This window comes from Paenibacillus vini, assembly GCF_018403325.1.
Classification (GTDB): domain Bacteria; phylum Bacillota; class Bacilli; order Paenibacillales; family Paenibacillaceae; genus Fontibacillus; species Fontibacillus vini.
The window spans coordinates 50825-68974 of sequence record NZ_BOSL01000022.1 but is presented as its reverse complement, the minus strand read 5'-3'; the positions used below and the strand labels follow the sequence as shown (position 1 = coordinate 68974).

17 protein-coding genes and 1 rRNA gene are annotated in these 18150 nt (G+C 52.0%); all 18 read right to left on the bottom strand.

Translation table 11 applies throughout. The features are described from left to right. Window positions 1–110: ribosomal RNA gene (locus tag KJS57_RS23625) — 16S ribosomal RNA — on the bottom strand; the annotation flags it as partial. A gap of 372 nt (window positions 111–482) precedes the next feature. Continuing rightward, complete coding sequence (gene lysS / locus KJS57_RS23620; protein WP_213656552.1) at window positions 483–1994, bottom strand: lysine--tRNA ligase; 1512 nt, start codon at window positions 1992–1994, stop codon at window positions 483–485. Between the two features lie 82 nt (window positions 1995–2076). Then, the gene (gene greA / locus KJS57_RS23615; RefSeq protein ID WP_211025505.1) at window positions 2077–2553 is read right to left on the bottom strand and encodes a transcription elongation factor GreA; all 477 of its coding nucleotides are present in this window, start codon (window positions 2551–2553) and stop codon (window positions 2077–2079) included. 360 nt (window positions 2554–2913) lie between these two features. After that, complete coding sequence (dusB, locus tag KJS57_RS23610) at window positions 2914–3915, bottom strand: tRNA dihydrouridine synthase DusB (RefSeq protein ID WP_213656551.1); 1002 nt, start codon at window positions 3913–3915, stop codon at window positions 2914–2916. A 111-nt stretch (window positions 3916–4026) separates the two neighbouring features. Further along, on the bottom strand, window positions 4027–4236 hold the full coding sequence (locus tag KJS57_RS23605; protein WP_213656550.1) for a helix-turn-helix domain-containing protein: 210 nt from the start codon (window positions 4234–4236) through the stop codon (window positions 4027–4029). Continuing rightward, the gene (gene folK / locus KJS57_RS23600; protein WP_213656549.1) at window positions 4188–4736 is read right to left on the bottom strand and encodes a 2-amino-4-hydroxy-6-hydroxymethyldihydropteridine diphosphokinase; all 549 of its coding nucleotides are present in this window, start codon (window positions 4734–4736) and stop codon (window positions 4188–4190) included. Before folK ends, KJS57_RS23605 begins: the two co-directional genes overlap by 49 nt. A gap of 9 nt (window positions 4737–4745) precedes the next feature. Continuing rightward, window positions 4746–5108: a dihydroneopterin aldolase gene (gene folB / locus KJS57_RS23595; protein WP_213656548.1), complete on the bottom strand. Its 363-nt coding sequence runs from the start codon at window positions 5106–5108 to the stop codon at window positions 4746–4748. 24 nt (window positions 5109–5132) lie between these two features. Further along, entirely contained in the window at window positions 5133–5969 is an 837-nt protein-coding gene (folP, locus tag KJS57_RS23590; RefSeq protein WP_213656547.1) for a dihydropteroate synthase, read from the bottom strand. After that, on the bottom strand, window positions 5970–6923 hold the full coding sequence (locus KJS57_RS23585) for an aminotransferase class IV (protein ID WP_213656546.1): 954 nt from the start codon (window positions 6921–6923) through the stop codon (window positions 5970–5972). Beyond that, on the bottom strand, window positions 6920–7501 hold the full coding sequence (pabA, locus tag KJS57_RS23580) for an aminodeoxychorismate/anthranilate synthase component II (RefSeq protein ID WP_213656545.1): 582 nt from the start codon (window positions 7499–7501) through the stop codon (window positions 6920–6922). The genes KJS57_RS23585 and pabA overlap by 4 nt, the downstream gene beginning before the upstream one ends. Before the next feature lie 4 nt (window positions 7502–7505). Further along, on the bottom strand, window positions 7506–9077 hold the full coding sequence (locus tag KJS57_RS23575; protein ID WP_213656544.1) for an anthranilate synthase component I family protein: 1572 nt from the start codon (window positions 9075–9077) through the stop codon (window positions 7506–7508). A gap of 188 nt (window positions 9078–9265) precedes the next feature. After that, window positions 9266–10204: a cysteine synthase A gene (cysK, locus tag KJS57_RS23570; protein ID WP_211025477.1), complete on the bottom strand. Its 939-nt coding sequence runs from the start codon at window positions 10202–10204 to the stop codon at window positions 9266–9268. A gap of 213 nt (window positions 10205–10417) precedes the next feature. Then, window positions 10418–11308, bottom strand: a complete 891-nt coding sequence (gene hslO, locus KJS57_RS23565; protein ID WP_213656543.1) for an Hsp33 family molecular chaperone HslO — start codon at window positions 11306–11308, stop codon at window positions 10418–10420. Between the two features lie 65 nt (window positions 11309–11373). Continuing rightward, complete coding sequence (locus KJS57_RS23560) at window positions 11374–12138, bottom strand: type III pantothenate kinase (RefSeq protein ID WP_213656542.1); 765 nt, start codon at window positions 12136–12138, stop codon at window positions 11374–11376. Window positions 12139–12142: 4 nt separating this feature from the next. Beyond that, window positions 12143–13009, bottom strand: coding sequence for a carboxylating nicotinate-nucleotide diphosphorylase (nadC, locus tag KJS57_RS23555; RefSeq protein WP_213656541.1), 867 nt, complete (start codon window positions 13007–13009; stop codon window positions 12143–12145). Beyond that, window positions 12999–14615: an L-aspartate oxidase gene (gene nadB / locus KJS57_RS23550; RefSeq protein WP_213656540.1), complete on the bottom strand. Its 1617-nt coding sequence runs from the start codon at window positions 14613–14615 to the stop codon at window positions 12999–13001. Before nadB ends, nadC begins: the two co-directional genes overlap by 11 nt. A 36-nt stretch (window positions 14616–14651) precedes the next feature. Then, entirely contained in the window at window positions 14652–15590 is a 939-nt protein-coding gene (nadA, locus tag KJS57_RS23545; RefSeq protein WP_211025467.1) for a quinolinate synthase NadA, read from the bottom strand. Window positions 15591–15922: 332 nt separating this feature from the next. After that, complete coding sequence (gene ftsH / locus KJS57_RS23540; RefSeq protein WP_213656539.1) at window positions 15923–18058, bottom strand: ATP-dependent zinc metalloprotease FtsH; 2136 nt, start codon at window positions 18056–18058, stop codon at window positions 15923–15925. Window positions 18059–18150 lie beyond the last annotated feature (92 nt).

The window sequence follows — 18150 nt, the reverse complement described above, 5'->3', positions numbered from 1 at the left end:
GTCCGCCGCTAACCATCAGGAGTGCAAGCACTCCATCAAGTCCGCTCGACTTGCATGTATTAGGCACGCCGCCAGCGTTCGTCCTGAGCCAGGATCAAACTCTCCAATAAAGATGGAAGGAGTCTCATACCCGAAGGTAAGAGGTGTTCCATCAAGGTGTTTGACTTGCTCATTTTGAAACTGACGAGAAAATTAATTCTCTATTTAATACTCACTCGTTGTTCAGTTTTCAAAGATCAACTTCGTTCATTTCGTTGTCGCCTCATCAGCGGCAACTTTTATAGTATATAACATCCGGCGCTATTTAGCAAGCATTATTTTTTCGATCAATTTCTCGATGTCTTCAACAAAGCTTGTTATCAACGACCGGATATATAATATATCATGGGCAGATAAACTATGCAACACCTTTATTCAAGAAATAAAATCCAATACAAAAACAAAGCGTCCCCTGCCTGCAGCAGGGGACGCAATCAATGAACTTATTCAGCTGTATTACGCATATGCGGGAACAACAGAACATCCCGAATCGAAGCTGCATCGGTCAACAACATGACGAGACGGTCGATCCCGATACCCAATCCGCCTGTAGGCGGCATGCCATATTCCAAAGCGCGAATGAAGTCGTCATCCATTTCATGCGCTTCATCGTTACCATGCTCACGCTCAAGCAACTGGGCCTCAAACCGTTGACGCTGATCAATTGGATCATTAAGCTCGGAGAATGCGTTAGCGTGCTCACGAGCTACAATAAACAACTCAAAGCGATCGGTGAAACGCGGATCTTCCTCATTCTTCTTGGCCAGTGGAGAGATTTCCACCGGATGCCCAAATACAAAGGTCGGTTGAATCAAGGTCTCCTCAACAAACTGCTCGAAGAACGCATTCAGAATATGTCCAAAGGTCATATGCGGTTCAACCGGTACTTTATGTTCCTTCGCCAAACGATGAGCTTCTTCGTTACTCATTTGAACGCCGAAGTCTACGCCGGTTACTTCTTTGACTGCATCCACCATAGATACGCGGCGCCATTGCGGAGTCAAATCGACTTCATGACCTTGGTAGTTCACGATTTGAGTTCCCAGCACTTCTTGTGCGATATGAGCGATCATATTTTCGGTCAAAGCCATAATGTCTTTGTAGTCGGCATAAGCTTCGTACAATTCGATCATTGTGAATTCGGGATTATGACGCGTGGAAATTCCCTCATTCCGGTATACCCGGCCGATCTCATAAACTTTCTCCAATCCGCCAACAATCAGGCGTTTCAGATGAAGTTCAATCGCGATCCGCATGTACAGCTCCATATCCAACGCATTGTGATGCGTAACGAAAGGACGAGCCGCTGCTCCTCCTGCGATGCTGTGCAAGGTTGGCGTTTCAACTTCCAGGTAGCCAAGGGAGTCCAAGTAACGGCGCATGGATTGGATAATCCGGGAGCGCTTAATGAAAGTCTGTTGCACCTCCGGGTTTACGATCAAATCCACATAACGCTGACGGTAGCGCAGCTCGACGTCCTTGAGGCCATGATATTTGTCAGGAAGCGGATAAAGCGACTTGGACAAAACAACCAGATTTTCTGCTTTAATTGTAGTTTCACCGGTTTTGGTCTTGAACACTTCGCCGGTCACGCCGACGATGTCCCCGAGATCCAGCACGCCGAAAGCCGCGTATTCCGTTTCAGGCACGCTATCCTGACGCACGTAGATCTGGATCTTGCCCGACAAGTCCTGGATATGCGCAAAGCTGGCTTTACCCATGACCCGTTTCGCCATGATCCGTCCGGCGATCGAAACCTTCAACTGCTTTTCTTCAAGCTCTTCTTTGGTCAATCCATCGTATTGCTTCAAAATATCCCCTGCCATGGCAGTGCGCTCATACTTGCCGCCGAAGGGATCCACACCCAAACCGCGCAGCTCGTCCAATTTGTCGCGACGCACTTGCAGCAGTTCGCTGATCTCAACGACTTCCTGGTTATTTTGTTCCTCGCTCACTTCGTTCCACTCCTTACAACTTGTATTTAAAACAGTGAAAGAAGCTTCCGCCTGGGAAGCTTCTTGGGACGCTAGTTCAGCCTTATTTCTTGATATCGACTATTTTATATTGAATGACGCCCGCCGGTACCGTCACATCGACGACCGCACCCTTTTTCTTGCCCAAAATGGCTTTGCCGACAGGACTTTCGTTCGATATTTTATTCTGCAGCGGATCGGACTCGGCTGTCCCGACAATCGCATACTCCATCGTATCGCCATACTCCAAATCTTGAACCGTTACCGTAGAACCGATGCTTACCGTATCGGTATCAATCTCGTCATTGTTGATGATCCGGGCATTGCGCAGCATTTTCTCCAGGGTGATGATACGCCCTTCGATGAAAGCCTGCTCGTTCTTAGCGTCCTCGTATTCCGAGTTCTCGCTGATATCCCCGTATCCAATGGCGGTTTTAATCCGCTCAGCAACCTCGCGGCGTCTCACAGACTTCAGATTTTCCAGTTCTTCTTCCAGTCTTTTCAGACCGTCCTGTGTAAGAATGACTTCTTTATCGCTCATCTCAACCGATTCTCCTGTCATGGAAATAATATTCGCACTGTGCGGCGGACTGCAGGTAAGCTTCATTAACGCCCCTCCGAAAAAAGGAGATACAACCGGCGTCCATTCAAAGAAGATCCGTAATTCCCGCCTAACAACGGCCGTGAAAACTCACGCATCATTGAGAATATCATATGCAATCGCATGGAGGTCAGACCATCCATGTTGTGGAAGTTATCTCCTGAGGCGAATTTATACTGTGAAATTATAGGTTAACCATTCTGAAATGTCAATGACGCCCGATTTTTCAAATGAAAACGCTTCACAAACGTCGATCCCATCCAAAAAGAGAATCCCCCATGCCAATGGGGGACATCGGATTTACGCAGATTCCACAGCCGTTTGATTTTCCGTGTCCAATTCGGCGACAAAATTCTCCAGAATGCGCACCATTTCATCCCGCTTCGTTTCTTCCATAATGTCGTCTTTAATCCGGGCGGAGCCCTTCAGCCCCTTAAGGTACCACGCCATATGCTTGCGCATTTCGCGAACGGCTACTCTCTCTCCCCGTAAGGCTGCCAAGCGATCCATATGCAGGATTGCGATCCGGATCTTCTCTGCGGCTTCAGGTTCAGGCAAGAGAATCCCTGTTTTGAGATACTCCACCGTACGGTAAAGCATCCAAGGATTACCCAAGGCACCGCGCCCGATCATAACTCCGTCGCAGCCGGTTTGCTCCAGCATGCGTTTGGCATCTTCCGGCGTAGCCACATCGCCGTTTCCGATGACAGGGATCGACACGGCCTCTTTAACCTGCTTTATGAATCCCCAATCCGCTGTACCCGTATACAATTGCTCACGCGTACGGCCATGAACGCTGACCGCTTTTCCGCCGGCCTGTTCTACAGCCTTAGCATTATCGACGACATAAATGTGCTCGGCGTCCCAGCCGATCCGCATTTTTACCGTGACCGGCTTGCTTACGGCATCCACGACAGCGGACACCATCTCAAAAATTTTGTTCGGATCCAGCAGCCAACGAGCGCCGGCGTCGCATTTAGTTACCTTAGGCACCGGGCATCCCATATTGATATCGATAATATCCGCATTCGTATCCTGATCGACCACTTTAGCGGCCTCAACAAGAGTTTCGCGGTCTCCTCCAAAAATTTGCAGGCTGAGCGGCTTCTCCCGCTCGTCTACGAACAGCATTTCCTTGGTCCGCTTGTTACCGTGAAGGATCGCTTTATCGCTAACCATCTCTGCGCAGACAAGCCCGGTGCCGAACTCTTTGGCAATTAACCGGAAAGCCGGATTACACACCCCCGCCATCGGGGCTAGCACGACCTGATTTTTCATTTCAATATCGCCGATCTTCAGCATGATGGTCCCCCTATAAATCTTGTTTATCGTTGGCTTAGTTTTGTAAACTATACTTCCCGATGATCTTCATGAAGCCCTGAACCATAAGCTCTGAGCTCCATTCTATGAGCTTTATTCATCTCTCTGTGTCAATTCCGCCAGCGTGATCCCAAGAACATCTGCAATTTTATTTAAAATTTGATCTTCTGCACGGCGGTTTCCCCGTTCTATAGCCCCTAAGACAGCCAGCGAAATGCCGGACTCGTCGGCAAGCTGTTGCTGCGTGAATCCCTTCAGTTTTCGGAATGCACGGATGCGTTGGGCCAGATGCCTGATTTCCAAAACCGTATTCCTTCCTTTCCGTTCATAAGATCCAAGGCGGCATGCGCCTTCTCGTAAAGCCCGGTAGGATCTTCTTCCGGAACGATATCGCACAGCGGCACCAGCACGAAAGAACGTTCCAGCATGCGCGGATGGGGCAGCGTCAAAAGCGGTGTATCCAGCACTTGGCCCTCCATCCATAGCAAGTCCAGATCCACGGTGCGCGGGCCCCAGCGTATGTTTCGCTCCCGTCCGAGAGTAAGCTCGGTTTCCAGCATAACCTTAAGCAATGCCTCGGGAGTCAGCGAAGTCCGGAGCGCCATTGCCATATTGAGAAAGTTAGGCTGGTCCTCGTAGCCTACCGGATCGGTCTCGTATAAATTGGAACTGCGCAGCACCTGGATATCCGGATGCCCGTCCAGCAACTCAGCGGCTTTCATTAAAGTGGACTCGCGGTCCCCCAAATTAGCCCCTAAAGCAATATAAGCCTCTGAAGCCTCAGAGGTGGAATGTTTAGTCATGAATCCTTCTCACTTTCTGGATCGGTGCAATTCAACCGTCACGCCCTCGAAATGAATGTCAAAAGGCGGGTGCGGCTTCGTTACACAGACCGTCAATGCATCTACCATAGTATAAGTGTCCAATACCGAGGATGCAATATGCTCAGCAAGCGCCTCGATTAATTTAAAACTTTTTTGCTCGACGATGCCTTTGACCAGCTCGTGAACTTCGGCATAATTTACCGTCTCGGCAAGATCGTCGTTCTGTCCGGCCTTACGCAAGTCAAGTTCCAGCGTAAGATCTACGTAGAACCGCTGTCCCAATTTCCGCTCCTCTTCAAAAACACCATGATATCCGTAATATTCCATCCGCCGGATGATCATTTTATCCATAATTAAATCCCTCCACACTTCGATTTAGGCATATAAAATAGCATCGCACATTTGAGCCGTACGCTTAATCTCTTTGACATCGTGAACCCGTACAATCTGACAGCCCTGCGCAATTCCGAATGCTACCGTGGCCGCAGTTCCAAGAATAACCTCATCCGTCGGCAAATCCAGCGCGGTTCGGATGAACTTTTTGCGCGACGTTCCCAATAACAGCGGAAACCCAAGCTCCATCAGCTGGTCCAGCGACTTCATGACCTGTAGATTCTCGTTATAGTCCTTGGCAAAACCGATTCCCGGATCCAAAATAATCTGCTCATCCTTAACCCCGGCTTCTCTGGCGATCCGTACACAATCCATCAAATCGTCAGCCATATCCTGAAGCAAATCCTTGTATTCCCGGTCATGCCGGTTATGCATCAGGATCGCCGGGCAACCGAACTCGGCCGCAACACCGGCCATTAGCGGATCCCCTTTAAACCCCCAAATATCATTGATGATATGAGCTCCAGCTTTAAGTGATTCCCGCGCTACCTTGGATTTATAGGTATCCACCGAAATCGGAATATGAGGCGCTTCACGGTGAAGGGCTTCTACCACAGGAACGACGCGTTCCAATTCCTCCTGTTCACTTACCGGCTTGTGGCCGGGACGCGTCGATTCTCCCCCGAGATCGATCATATCCGCACCGTCGGCGACCATCTGCATTGCATGGTGAACCGCCCGTTCCACATTATTGTACCGTCCTCCATCCGAGAACGAATCGGGAGTCACATTCAAAATCCCCATAATCAGCGTTTTCCCGCCCAACGACAATGTCGTCTCGCCGCAGCGGTATTCCCTTTTATATAACCTGTTTCGCATTTAACTCCCCACACTCTCTCTATAAAAATAAAGCAGTTGCTTAGTCAACGGCCCAATTTCGCCTTCGCCGACAACGGCGCACTTTCCGTCCGGTTCGGCAAGCTGTGTCACAGGCACCAACTCCTGAACCGAATTGGTAACGAATATCTCGTCGGCAGTCCATAGCCTGTCCCACGGATAACGCCCTTCCTCCAGAGAGAGCCCGCATCGGGCGGCCAATTCCATAACGATAGCTCTAGTAATTCCCGGCAAGATCCCGGTGCCGATTTCCGGTGTATATAGTCTGCCTTGTTCCGCAAAAAATAAATTACTGGCAATCCCCTCAGCCAAATGTCCTTCCGCCGTCAATAACATTCCCTCCGATGGAAGATAGGCTAATGAGACGGAAGGTTGGGACGGTGCGGAAAGTTTCGCCTCACCCTTTTGCTGTTTCGTGTGCTGTTTCGTGTCCTGTTCATAGACAGCCAACTCACGGCGCGCCAGCAGATTGTTCATGTAATGGAGCGATTTGAGCCTGACCTCGCTCTCCGGCGTATTGCGCGGGGTGCGGAGCCGCCATAACCGCTTGCCTTGAGTATATAACGAGAAATCCATAGGAGGGAGCGGCTTCACGTAAAGGATGACCGTGGGCTTGATATAATCTTCCGTCGTTAGCCCGAGCGGGCCTTCTCCTGCCGAGACGGTCAAGCGGACATATCCTTCGCTTAGGCCGTTCAGGACCAGCAGTTCCGTAACTTCCTTTCTAATCCGCTCCGCATCCGCTTCATAAGGGATACCGAGGGTACGGCACCCCTCGTTCAGCCGCTTCAGGTGCCGGTCCAGCAGACCGGGCTCCCCGCCATAAGTCCGGAACGTCTCAAACAAGCCCATCCCGTACATAAAGCCGTGATCCATTACGGATATCACGGCTTCGGCAGATGGGGTGGGCACTCCGTTCACCCCGATGTATTTCATACTGTTGCTTCAGCCTTCCGGCTGAGGAAATTGCGGAGAATCTGGTGCCCGTGATCGGTAATAATCGATTCCGGGTGGAACTGGACTCCCTCTACCGCATATTCCTTGTGGCGCAGCCCCATGATCTCGCCTTCCTCCGTCTCGGCCGTAATCTCCAGACAATCAGGGAGGCTTTCCCTTTCTACGATCAGGGAATGATAGCGCGTTGCCGTAAACGGCGACGGCAGCCCGGCGAATACCGAATCGCCGTGATGGTGGATCGGAGAAGTCTTCCCATGCATCAGCCGTTCGGCACGGATGACGTTTCCGCCAAAGGCCTGACCGATCGCCTGGTGTCCGAGACAAACGCCAAAGATCGGAATCGAGCCTTTAAACCGCTCGATCACGGCCAGTGTAATCCCCGCCTCATTCGGCGTGCAAGGCCCCGGGGACAACAGAATGTGATCCGGCTTCAGCGCTTCAATCCCGGCCAAATCGATTTCGTCATTGCGCCGAACCGTTACCTCTTCCCCGAGCTCTCCCAAATACTGAACCAGGTTGTACGTAAATGAATCGTAATTATCGATGACCAATATCATGGCTTCATCCCCTATCCTTCGCCAAAGAGGCGGTTAATTGACTTTGCCGCAGCGCCATGGCTACAGCTTTGGCTTTATTCCGGCTTTCTCTATATTCCCGGTACGGAACCGAATCGATCACAATGCCTGCTCCCGCCTGAATATATCCAAATCCGTCCTTCACGACCAGTGTACGTATAATAATATTTAATTCCATATTTCCGTTATAGTCAATCCACCCCATAGAGCCGGTATAAGGGCCGCGGGTGACGGGCTCCAATTCCTCAATGATCTCCATTGTCCGGACTTTAGGCGCTCCGGTAATCGTCCCTCCGGGAAACACGGCAGCAATGGCGTCATAAGCGGTTTTCTCCTGCGGCAGGTCCGCTTCCACCTCGGACACCAGGTGCATCACATGCGAATAACGCTCAATGGTGAGCAGCTCGCTGACGCGGACCGACCCGTATTCGGCAACGCGGCCTAAATCGTTTCGCAGAAGATCGACGAGCATAATATGCTCCGCCCGCTCTTTTTCACTATTCAGCAGTTCCGCTTCCATACCGGCATCTTCTTCCGTCGTCAGGCCGCGCCGCCGGGTCCCCGCAATCGGTCGGGTACTCATCCGTCCCTGCTCCAACTTAACCAGCAGTTCGGGCGAGGCGGAAACGAGTTGAAGATCGGGAAAACGCAACAGTCCCATATAAGGAGAAGGATTGATCCGGCGGAGCCATTCATAAACGGATTCCGGCGAAGAAACCATCTTGAAGCCTTGTCTCAGCGACAGATTGACTTGAAACACATCTCCGGCACCAATGTATTCCTGCACACGGGACACAGCGGCCTCAAAATTCTCCTGGGACATCGAGTAAATCGCCTCTTCAAATGCATTCTCTGCTCTATCGGCCAAGTCCGAGGAGACCAGGTTACCCATAACAGGCAAGTCTGGCGACGGCTCAAAGGTCCCCGTTTCTCCATTCGTCCCGGCAACGCAAATGTGTTCCCATAGTTCAATCATTCGGACGGCTCGCTTTTCAGCCTGTTGAAAGTCATCCGTCAAAGTAGCCGGACCCTCCGCTCGCTGATGAACAACCGCATATAACGCAGCTTCGGCCTCATCCCATACCCAAATCTCTTCAAACCGCATCCAAATATAATCATCAATTCCCAAATCGTCATGCGCCACCTGCGGCAGACGCTCCAACGACCGGACAATATCGTAGCCAAGGAATCCAACGGCACCTCCGGAAAACTTGGGCAGCGATGATACGGCCGGTGACCTGTAAGGCTCCATCCATTGCTGCAGGAGGGTCAGGGGCTTGCCTGTCAGCTCTTCTTTGCCGCCGGTCTTCATATCTCGAACCACTGCCGCGTCGCCTTTACCATGAATCACGGACACTGGATTCAAGCCCAGGAAAGTATATCTACCTCCCTTTCCGCTCTCCAAAACAAAGGAGTAGGATCCCGCTTGTTCCCACGCCTTCCGCCAATCGGCGGGCAAACCGCCGGCTGGTTGATGTTTTATGGCATATGGCAGCAGCGTCCACGTACCTTCCGCCTCCCATGCTTGCCATTGCTCTTGCGATATTATCGTCTCCATCCGCCGACCTATCCTCCAGCTTCACTCTTTTTGTTCAAGACGTGTTGATCTCTATAACTTATTGCTAGCTAGTATACTAGAACCCCGGTGCTTTGAAAATACAACAACCCCCACGGGCGTTCCCGAAAGAACAGCCGTGAGGGTAGAGCTTTCATTCCATCCGTATTGATGAAACTAGATAATATCGTTTAAGCCTCGAAGTTGTAAAGCGGCGTGCTGAGGTAGCGTTCGCCATTACTTGGAATGACAGCGACAACGCGCTTGCCTTTGCCCAGTTCTTTAGCCACTTTAAGAGCAGCAAATATAGCCGCACCGGAAGAAATACCGGACAAGATTCCCTCTTCTTTAGCCAATTTGCGCGCTTGTTCAAAAGCGTCGTCATTCTCAACGTGAATGATTTCGTCGTAAATTTCACGGTTAAGAATTTCAGGAATAAAGTTCGCGCCCAAGCCTTGGATTTTATGAGGACCTGGTTTGCCGCCCGCCAAAATCGGGGATGCCGCCGGCTCTACCGCGTAAATCTTCACATCCGAAAAACGTTTCTTAAGCACTTCACCCGCACCCGAGATCGTTCCGCCTGTGCCGATCCCGGCAACAAATGCGTCCAGTTGGCCATCCAGCGACTCGATCGCTTCAACGATTTCCGGACCGGTCGTTTCACGGTGGATCTTAACGTTCGCCTGGTTTCTGAATTGATCAGCCAGGAAGTAGTCCGGGTTAGCAGCCAAAATCTCTTCGGCTTTCTTAACCGCTCCGTTCATGCCTTCCGAACCAGGAGTCAATACAAGTTCCGCTCCATAAGCGCGCAACAGGTTGCGACGTTCCAAGCTCATCGTTTCCGGCATGATGATAACCGCTTTATATCCTTTAGCCGCAGCTACAAGTGCCAAGCCGATTCCCGTATTACCGCTTGTCGCTTCAACGATCGTTCCGCCCGGTTTAAGCTTGCCCGCTTTTTCGGCTTCTTCAACAATGCTGATTGCGATCCGGTCCTTTACGCTGGATCCCGGGTTTTGATACTCCAGTTTTACATAAATCTCCGCGCTGTCTTCCGGAACAATGCGGTTCAGGCGAACCAGCGGCGTACCGCCAATCAGATCCGTTACGTTATTTACGACTTTTGCCATGTCAAAGCCCTCCTCTAATATAAAAAGCATATGAAAAATAGCATGATTCTAGCTGAATTAAGTAAGCAATTTCATTTCCGAGTAAACAAGTTGGTTTTACTATCTATATCTTAACAACCCCGATCGGAGTTGTCAATAAAGGCCAAAAAAAAATACTTCGCTCCCAAGTGATAACTCAGGAAGCGAAGTATTCATTCGTATTTTCAGCATACTCTATTTGGTTTGGTCGATTAGAGCATTCAGCTCGTCTTGGCCAAAAGTATAGACCTCGTTGCAGAAATCGCAAACGACCTCGGTCTCTTTGCCTTCGTCGCGCAATTGGACCAGTTCGTCTCTGCCCAGGCTGATCAAAGTCCGTTCGACCCGTTCCCAGGAACAGTGGCAAGAGAAAGTAATGTCCATTTCGTCCAGCACCTTGATATCCGGCAAGATCCAGCGAAGCATCTCTTCCAGCTCCAACCCCTGATCAAGCAGCGAAGTCACCGGCGGAAGCTGTCCTACCGCCTTCTCGATGGCATCGATTTCAGGGTCGCTGAGTCCTGGCAGCAATTGAATGATGAATCCGCCCGCCACGATGACGGAGGAATCCGTATCCACCAATACGCCCAATCCAACGGCCGAAGGGGTCTGCTCGGACAGAGCGAAATAGTACGTAAAATCCTCTCCGAGCTCGCCGGAAACCAAAGGCACACTGCCGCGGTAAGGATCTTTAAGCCCTAAATCCTTGGTCACGTGAATAAATCCGGTCGTACCGACCGCTCCGGCTACGTCGAGCTTCCCCTTACTGTTGCTGGGCAATTGAACATGCGGATTGGTCACGGTACCCCGGACCTCGCCTTTCGCATTGGCATCAGCCACGATCTGTCCGATCGGCCCGTCGCCTTTAACCTGAATCGATAGCCGCTCTTCCCCTTTCAGCATCGCGCCCATCATGGCCGCTGCGGTTACCGTCCGTCCCATCGCCGCCGTCGCTGTCGGATAGGTGTCATGCCGGCGGCGGAGTTCTTCTACCAATTCCGTCGTCCGAACCGCGAAAGCACGGACTTTTCCGTCCATGGCAGTTCCGCGGATGAGGCGGTCTTTTTTCTCTGTCGTATTTTCCACCCTGATGAAGCCTCCCTTACTAGAGGTTGTTAGACTATTCTTGTCCTCATTGTATATAAACCATTCTATTGATTTCGTTCGTAAATCAGACGAAGCCCTTCAAGTGTAAGCCAAGGATTAACTTCCTGGATGGAAGACGCCTCGCTCGCGATCAGTTCAGCCAGCCCTCCGGTCGCAATGACCTTCGGTTCCGCCTCCATCTCGCGCCGAATCCGTTCCACAATCCCGTCAACCTGGCCGGCATATCCAAAAATAATCCCCGCCTGCATCGCATGCACCGTATTGCGGCCGATGACTTTCTTCGGCTTCTCCAGCTCGATTCTAGGCAGCTTGGACGCGCGCTGATACAGGGCTTCCGTTGAAATGCCGATGCCCGGTACAATTGCTCCGCCTAAGTAATTACCCTTCGCATCGACACAATCAAACGTCGTTGCCGTCCCGAAGTCGACGACCACCAGCGGGCCGCCGTACTGTTCGATTGCCGCAACTGCGTTGACGATCCGGTCCGCGCCGACCTCCCGCGGATTTTCATAGCGCAGGTTAAGCCCCGTTTTAATCCCGGGGCCGACGATCAGCGGCTTGCGATGCAGGTATTTTTCGCATAACTCTTCAAGCACATGCATTAATGGCGGGACGACCGAAGAAATGATCACTCCTTCAATCCCTCGCACATCGATCTTGGACATTTGAAACAGATCATAAATCAGTACTCCGTACTCGTCGACCGTGGACTGCCGGTTCGTGCCGATCCGGAAATGGTGGAGCAGTTCACGCCCCTTGTAAATGCCAAGTACGATATTTGTGTTGCCGACATCTACCACAAGAAACATGGCGTTACCCCTCTTTCTTTTCGCCCAGGTCCAGACTGATATCCAGACTCTCGAAAGAATAAGTTAACCGCCCTACCGAAATGACGTCCACGCCGCTTTCCGCAATTCCGCACACGGTCTGGAGCGAGACATTTCCGGAGGCCTCCGTCTTGACATGGGGTGCCTTGGCCTTGATGCGTCGCACCGCTTCTTTCATTAATTCCGGCGACATATTGTCCAGCATGATAATATCCGCACCGGCAGCCAATGCCTCCTCCACTTGCTCCAGACTCTCCGTCTCCACTTCAATGGTCATCGTATGCGGGATGTTCGCCCGCGCCCGGCCGACCGCCTGAGCGATTCCGCCGGCACCTTTAATATGGTTGTCCTTGATCATCACAGCATCATAGAGGCCGAAACGGTGATTTGCACCACCGCCGGTACGCACGGCGTACTTCTCCAGCATGCGATGGCCCGGTGTTGTTTTGCGCGTATCCACCAGACGGGTCGGCAGTCCTTCAAGCGCTTCGACGAAGGACCGAGTGCGCGTAGCAATGCCGGACATCCGCTGCAGCAAATTCAAGGCAAGCCGCTCCCCCGTCAAAATACTGTGCGTGCTACCTTCCACTTCCGCCAATATGGTTCCCTTGGTGACAGTATCTCCGTCCTTCACCAGCGGGGTGAACGTGAGCATCGGATCAACCACCTCGAACACAAGCTGGGCGACCGGTATCCCGGCAATTACGCCGGAATCTTTGGCATGGATGATCCCTTTCGACTCATGTCCGGCCGGAATCGTCACTCCGGTGGATACATCGCCGGAGCCCACATCTTCCTTGAGCCAGTAGCGGATCGATTCCACCAGGCCCTCGTTATATCCATTAAACATCATCGCTGATTTCCTCCAACATTCCTTTGTCCCGGTGACGTAAAATATGTCTGCGCCACCGCGCGTCGTCCCGTTCCGGGAAATCCTCCCGGTAATGTCCTCCGCGGCTCTCCTCGCGGGCCAGCGCGGATTCGGCCAACAGCAGAGCGCATGTCAGCATATTCGCAAACTCCAATTGCTCCCGGGTATGCAGGGCGGCTCCGAAAATCGGCAGTTGCCGCTTCAGCTCCTCCAGCCCTTTGAGCAGGCCTTCCTTACTTCTGCGCAGCCCGACCTGCCGGACCATCACTTTTTGCAGCTTGAGCCGGCGTTCGACAATCGGCTGCATTACCGGGTCCTGGCGGTTCTCCCGGCAGGCGATATCCGCTCCCGATTTTGTCAGCGGCTCCAATCCCCGAATTCGCTCGACGATGCGCCGCCCGAACACAATCGCTTCGGACAACGAATTGCTCGCCAGCCGATTCGCGCCGTGTACCCCGGTGGAAGACACCTCACCGCAGGCAAATAACCGCGTTACACTCGTCTCGCCATGATGGTCCGTTTGCACGCCCCCCATCATATAGTGTGCAGCCGGGGCGACCGGAATCCAATCGGAAGTCATATCGAGTCCGTAGCTGATGCAGGTTTCATAAATCGTCGGGAAACGTTGCTTAATCGTATCCGAATCTTCATGGGTTATATCAAGGTAAACAACGCTCGATTTGGTCGCTTCCATCTCGCTGACGATAGCGCGAGCTACGATATCTCGTGGAGCTAACTCTAGCAGTTCATGGTACCTCTCCATGAACCGTTCTCCGTGAATATTGCGCAAGATGGCACCTTCCCCGCGCACCGCCTCCGAGATCAGAAAACGCGGAGCGCCCGGATAACAGAGCGAAGTGGGGTGAAACTGTATGAATTCGATATCCCTGATCAGAGCGCCGGCCCGGTAAGCTATAGCCACCCCGTCACCCGTGGCCACCTCCGGATTCGTGGTGTAACGGTACAATTGACCGCTTCCCCCGCTGCACAGTATCGTTGCATTTCCCCGCAGGAACACACGCTGACCGTCCGGGCGCTGAACTAAAGCCCCCAGACATTCATTATCCTCCGTAATCAGGTCAATTACAAAATGATCGTTCCAAATATCGATATTAGCATGCCCCGCAACCTGTTCCGACAACGCACGAACAATTTCATAGCCGGTTGCATCGCCGTTCGCATGCAGAATTCTCCGGTGGCTGTGCGCTCCCTCTTTCGTCAACGCCAACTCGCCGTTCTCCAAATCAAATGCCGTTCCCAGCGTAATAAGCTCTTCAACCCCGCGGGGTCCCTCATTCACCAAGATATTTACGGAATCCGAAGAGCAAAGTCCTGCCCCGGCCATCAGCGTATCCTCCCGGTGAGAAGCGGGAGAATCCTCATCGGAAATGACCGCAGCGATCCCGCCCTGAGCATATCTGGTGTTGCTCTCCATCAACGATTTCTTCGTAATTACGGTAACGCGGCGGTCTTCGCTTGCTTTGATGGCCGTGAACAGGCCCGCAATCCCCGATCCGATGACAATGACGTCCGTATCGATCACCGGTATTTCATTCAAATCGAAGTCAATCAAATATTGTGGAATCAAAGGTATCGCCTGCCCTTGAACAGAGAGTAGCGCATGCTACTTAACTTGTAGCATGCGCTCTAGTGAGGTTCTGGCCTTATCGGCAATGGCAGGCGGCACATAAATTTGCGGCTGCATCGTTTCCAGACATTTGACCAGTTTCTTTAGATTATTGACTTTCATGTTGGGACATACCAGAAATTTCGTAGCGAAATGGAATTCCTTGTCGGGGCTGTCTTTCCGCAGTTGGTAACCCGTTCCGTCTTCCGTACCGATAATAAATTGGCGGTTGGACGAATTTTTGCAGTAATCCAGAATTGCGGTCGTGCTGCCTACAAAATCACCCATGGCTACCACCTCAGGCCGGCATTCCGGGTGGACGACAAACTCAGCGTTCGGATACTTCGCCTTCATTTCGACCACGTCTTTCACCGTCAACATATCATGCGTATTGCAATACCCTTCCCAAATAATGAGCTTTTTGTCCGTATGCTGCTGAACGTAATGGCCCAGATTTTTATCGGGAACCCAGATGATCTCTTCGGCATCCACCGAATTAATAACCTTCACTGCATTGGAAGAGGTACAGCATATATCCGTCTCCGCTTTGATTTCGGCCGATGAGTTAATATAAGTGACCACCTTGGCGTTAGGGTGCTGTGCCTTCAGCTTGCGCAAACCGTCCACATTAACCATGTCGGCCATCGGGCAGCCTGCCCGTTCGTCCGGAATTAAGACCGTCTTGTTCGGAGCCAAAATTTTCGCGCTCTCGCCCATAAAGTGAACCCCGCAGAACACGATGGTCTCAGCATCGGTTGAGGCTGCCTTTTGGGCAAGCAGAAAGGAGTCGCCGCGAAAGTCGGCCACCTCTTGGATTTCATCGCGCTGATAATAGTGCGCTAAAATAATGGCATTTCGTTCCTTTTTTAGCTGAACCAACCTCTCCCGAAGTTCACGGTTCATTTCCGCCTTCCGCTCCAGTGCTAGAGCTTCCACCTGACTTCCTCCCCTAGAATGCGCCCGCGGTTCAAGCCGCGATTCTCTCTCTTGTCCGCATCTCCTTTATGATTGTGCAAAAATACGCATACTTCCCGTCAACGTAACCAATTTCACACGGTGTGTTTAACAACTAATTTACACAAGGGAATTAGGGCTGTCAATCAATCTGTACCGGATAGATCAAATTTTAGGCAAAATCAAGTACACCTGCGTATTGGCCAACCCCTCCCGAGAAAATACATTCCGGGATTGAGCCATTGAATCGGACAATAAAAAAAAGGGAGACTCAATGAGTCTCCCTTTCGTGTTTGGTTGTATACGGCTACGCCTTATACCGTCGGCGTATTTCCGCCGCCTTGGCCGTTGCCGTCTTTATCGCCTTTGTCCGGCGTTTGCGGTGCATCACTTACCGTTCCTTCCGGTGCATCCACCGTAGGGTCGTTAGAGATGTCGTTCGTGGAACTTCCAGGGATTTCGTTCGGAATATCCCCGGTAGGACCTGCAGGTGCCGGATCCTCGGTTTTACCCTGGATACGGACGCGTACGTCCCCAATGTTATCCACGATCGGCTCGCCCGGTTCGGAAGAACCGTTGCCGCTGTCATTGCCGGCTTCGCCGGTTTCAGGCAGCTTGCCGTTTTCGATCAATTCCTTGATCTGCTCCAGTTCCAGCGTTTCGACTTCGAGCAAAGTTTCCGCGATGAGGCGAACCTCGGCGGCATGCTCGGTCAACAGCTGTTTACAACGCTCATACGATTCAGTAATGAAACGCTGCATTTCCTGGTCGATCTCGTAAGCGATCTGATCGCTGTAGTTCTGTTCGTGTCCGATATCGCGGCCCAGGAACACTTGGCCTTGCGATGTGCCGAACTGCATCGGTCCAAGCTTCTCGCTCATACCGTATTCGACGATCATGCTGCGCACAATGCTTGTCGCTTGCTGGAAGTCGCTGTACGCCCCGGTGCCGATTTCGCCGATGAACAGCTCCTCCGCCACGCGGCCGCCCAGCAGGCCGGTTACCTTATCAAGCAGCTCTTGCTTCGTAACGAGCATCCGGTCTTCCTTCGGCAGCATGATTACGTATCCGCCGGCACGGCCGCGAGGAATGATCGTAACCTTGTGCACCATATCCGCGTGCTCCAGGAAGTAGCCTACAATCGTATGGCCCGCTTCATGGAACGCCACAATCCGTTTCTCGCGATCGCTGATTACGCGGCTGCGCTTCTCAGTACCGACGATAACGCGGTCAATCGCTTCATCCACTTCACGCATAGAGATATCTTTGCGGTTGCGGCGAGCCGCCAGCAAAGCCGCTTCGTTCAGCAAATTCTCCAGATCGGCGCCGGTAAAGCCGGTCGTCCGTTTGGCGATGACGTCCAGGCGAACGTCCTTGGTCAGCGGCTTGTTGCGCGCATGAACTTTCAGTACCGCTTCGCGGCCCTTCACGTCAGGACGGTCAACCGTGATTTGACGGTCAAAACGTCCAGGGCGCAGCAAGGCAGGGTCCAGAATATCCGCGCGGTTGGTTGCCGCCACGATGATAATACCTTCATTGCCGCCGAAACCGTCCATCTCAACGAGCAACTGGTTGAGGGTCTGTTCGCGTTCGTCATGCCCGCCGCCGAGTCCGGCGCCGCGCTGACGGCCTACGGCATCGATTTCGTCGATGAAAATGATACAAGGCGCGTTCTTCTTCGCATTCTCGAACAAATCCCGTACGCGGGAAGCACCGACACCGACGAACATTTCCACGAAGTCGGAACCCGAGATGCTGAAGAACGGTACGCCCGCTTCCCCGGCTACTGCACGGGCAAGCAACGTTTTACCGGTCCCCGGAGGACCCACGAGCAGAACCCCTTTAGGGATACGTGCTCCAACCGCGGAGAATTTCCGCGGGTCTTTCAAGAATTCAACGACTTCGACAAGCTCTTGCTTCTCTTCGTCGGCTCCGGCCACGTCCTCAAACGTAACCTTCTTCTTCTCCTCATTATAAAGACGGGCCCGGCTCTTGCCGAAGTTCATCACTTTGCCGCCGCCGCCCTGTGCTTGATTAAACAGGAAGAAGAACAGAATGAACATGATCGCAAGCGGAACGATGGATGTCAGGAAAGTCAGCCAGATGCTTTCCCCCTGCATCTTTTTCCAATTCAAATCGAATTTGTTCGTTTCGCTGAGGTCGGTAATTTCCTTGAGCACATTCTGGTCATAAGGGATATAGGCGGAGAAGTTCTTTGTTTTCGTCTTGCCGTCTCCAACTTCAACTCTATACTTACCGGTTACCAGATAGGCGTAACCGTCGAATTTCCCGGTTAATTCCTCGACGTTGTTTTCCTTCAATTGCTGCCGCAGTTCGGCATAACTTGGGTTGACGGTTGCCTCATTTCCGCTGTTGAGGAATTGGACGATGCCCACCACGACTAAGAAAAGTATCAAATAAAAACCAGAATTCCGGATGAACCGATTCATCCCCTACCTCCTCTCAAAACCTTAAGTTATTTTAACATAGCCGCCCACGCCTTTCAAAAAAACGGCGGAGCCTGCTCCGGCCTGACTTCAGC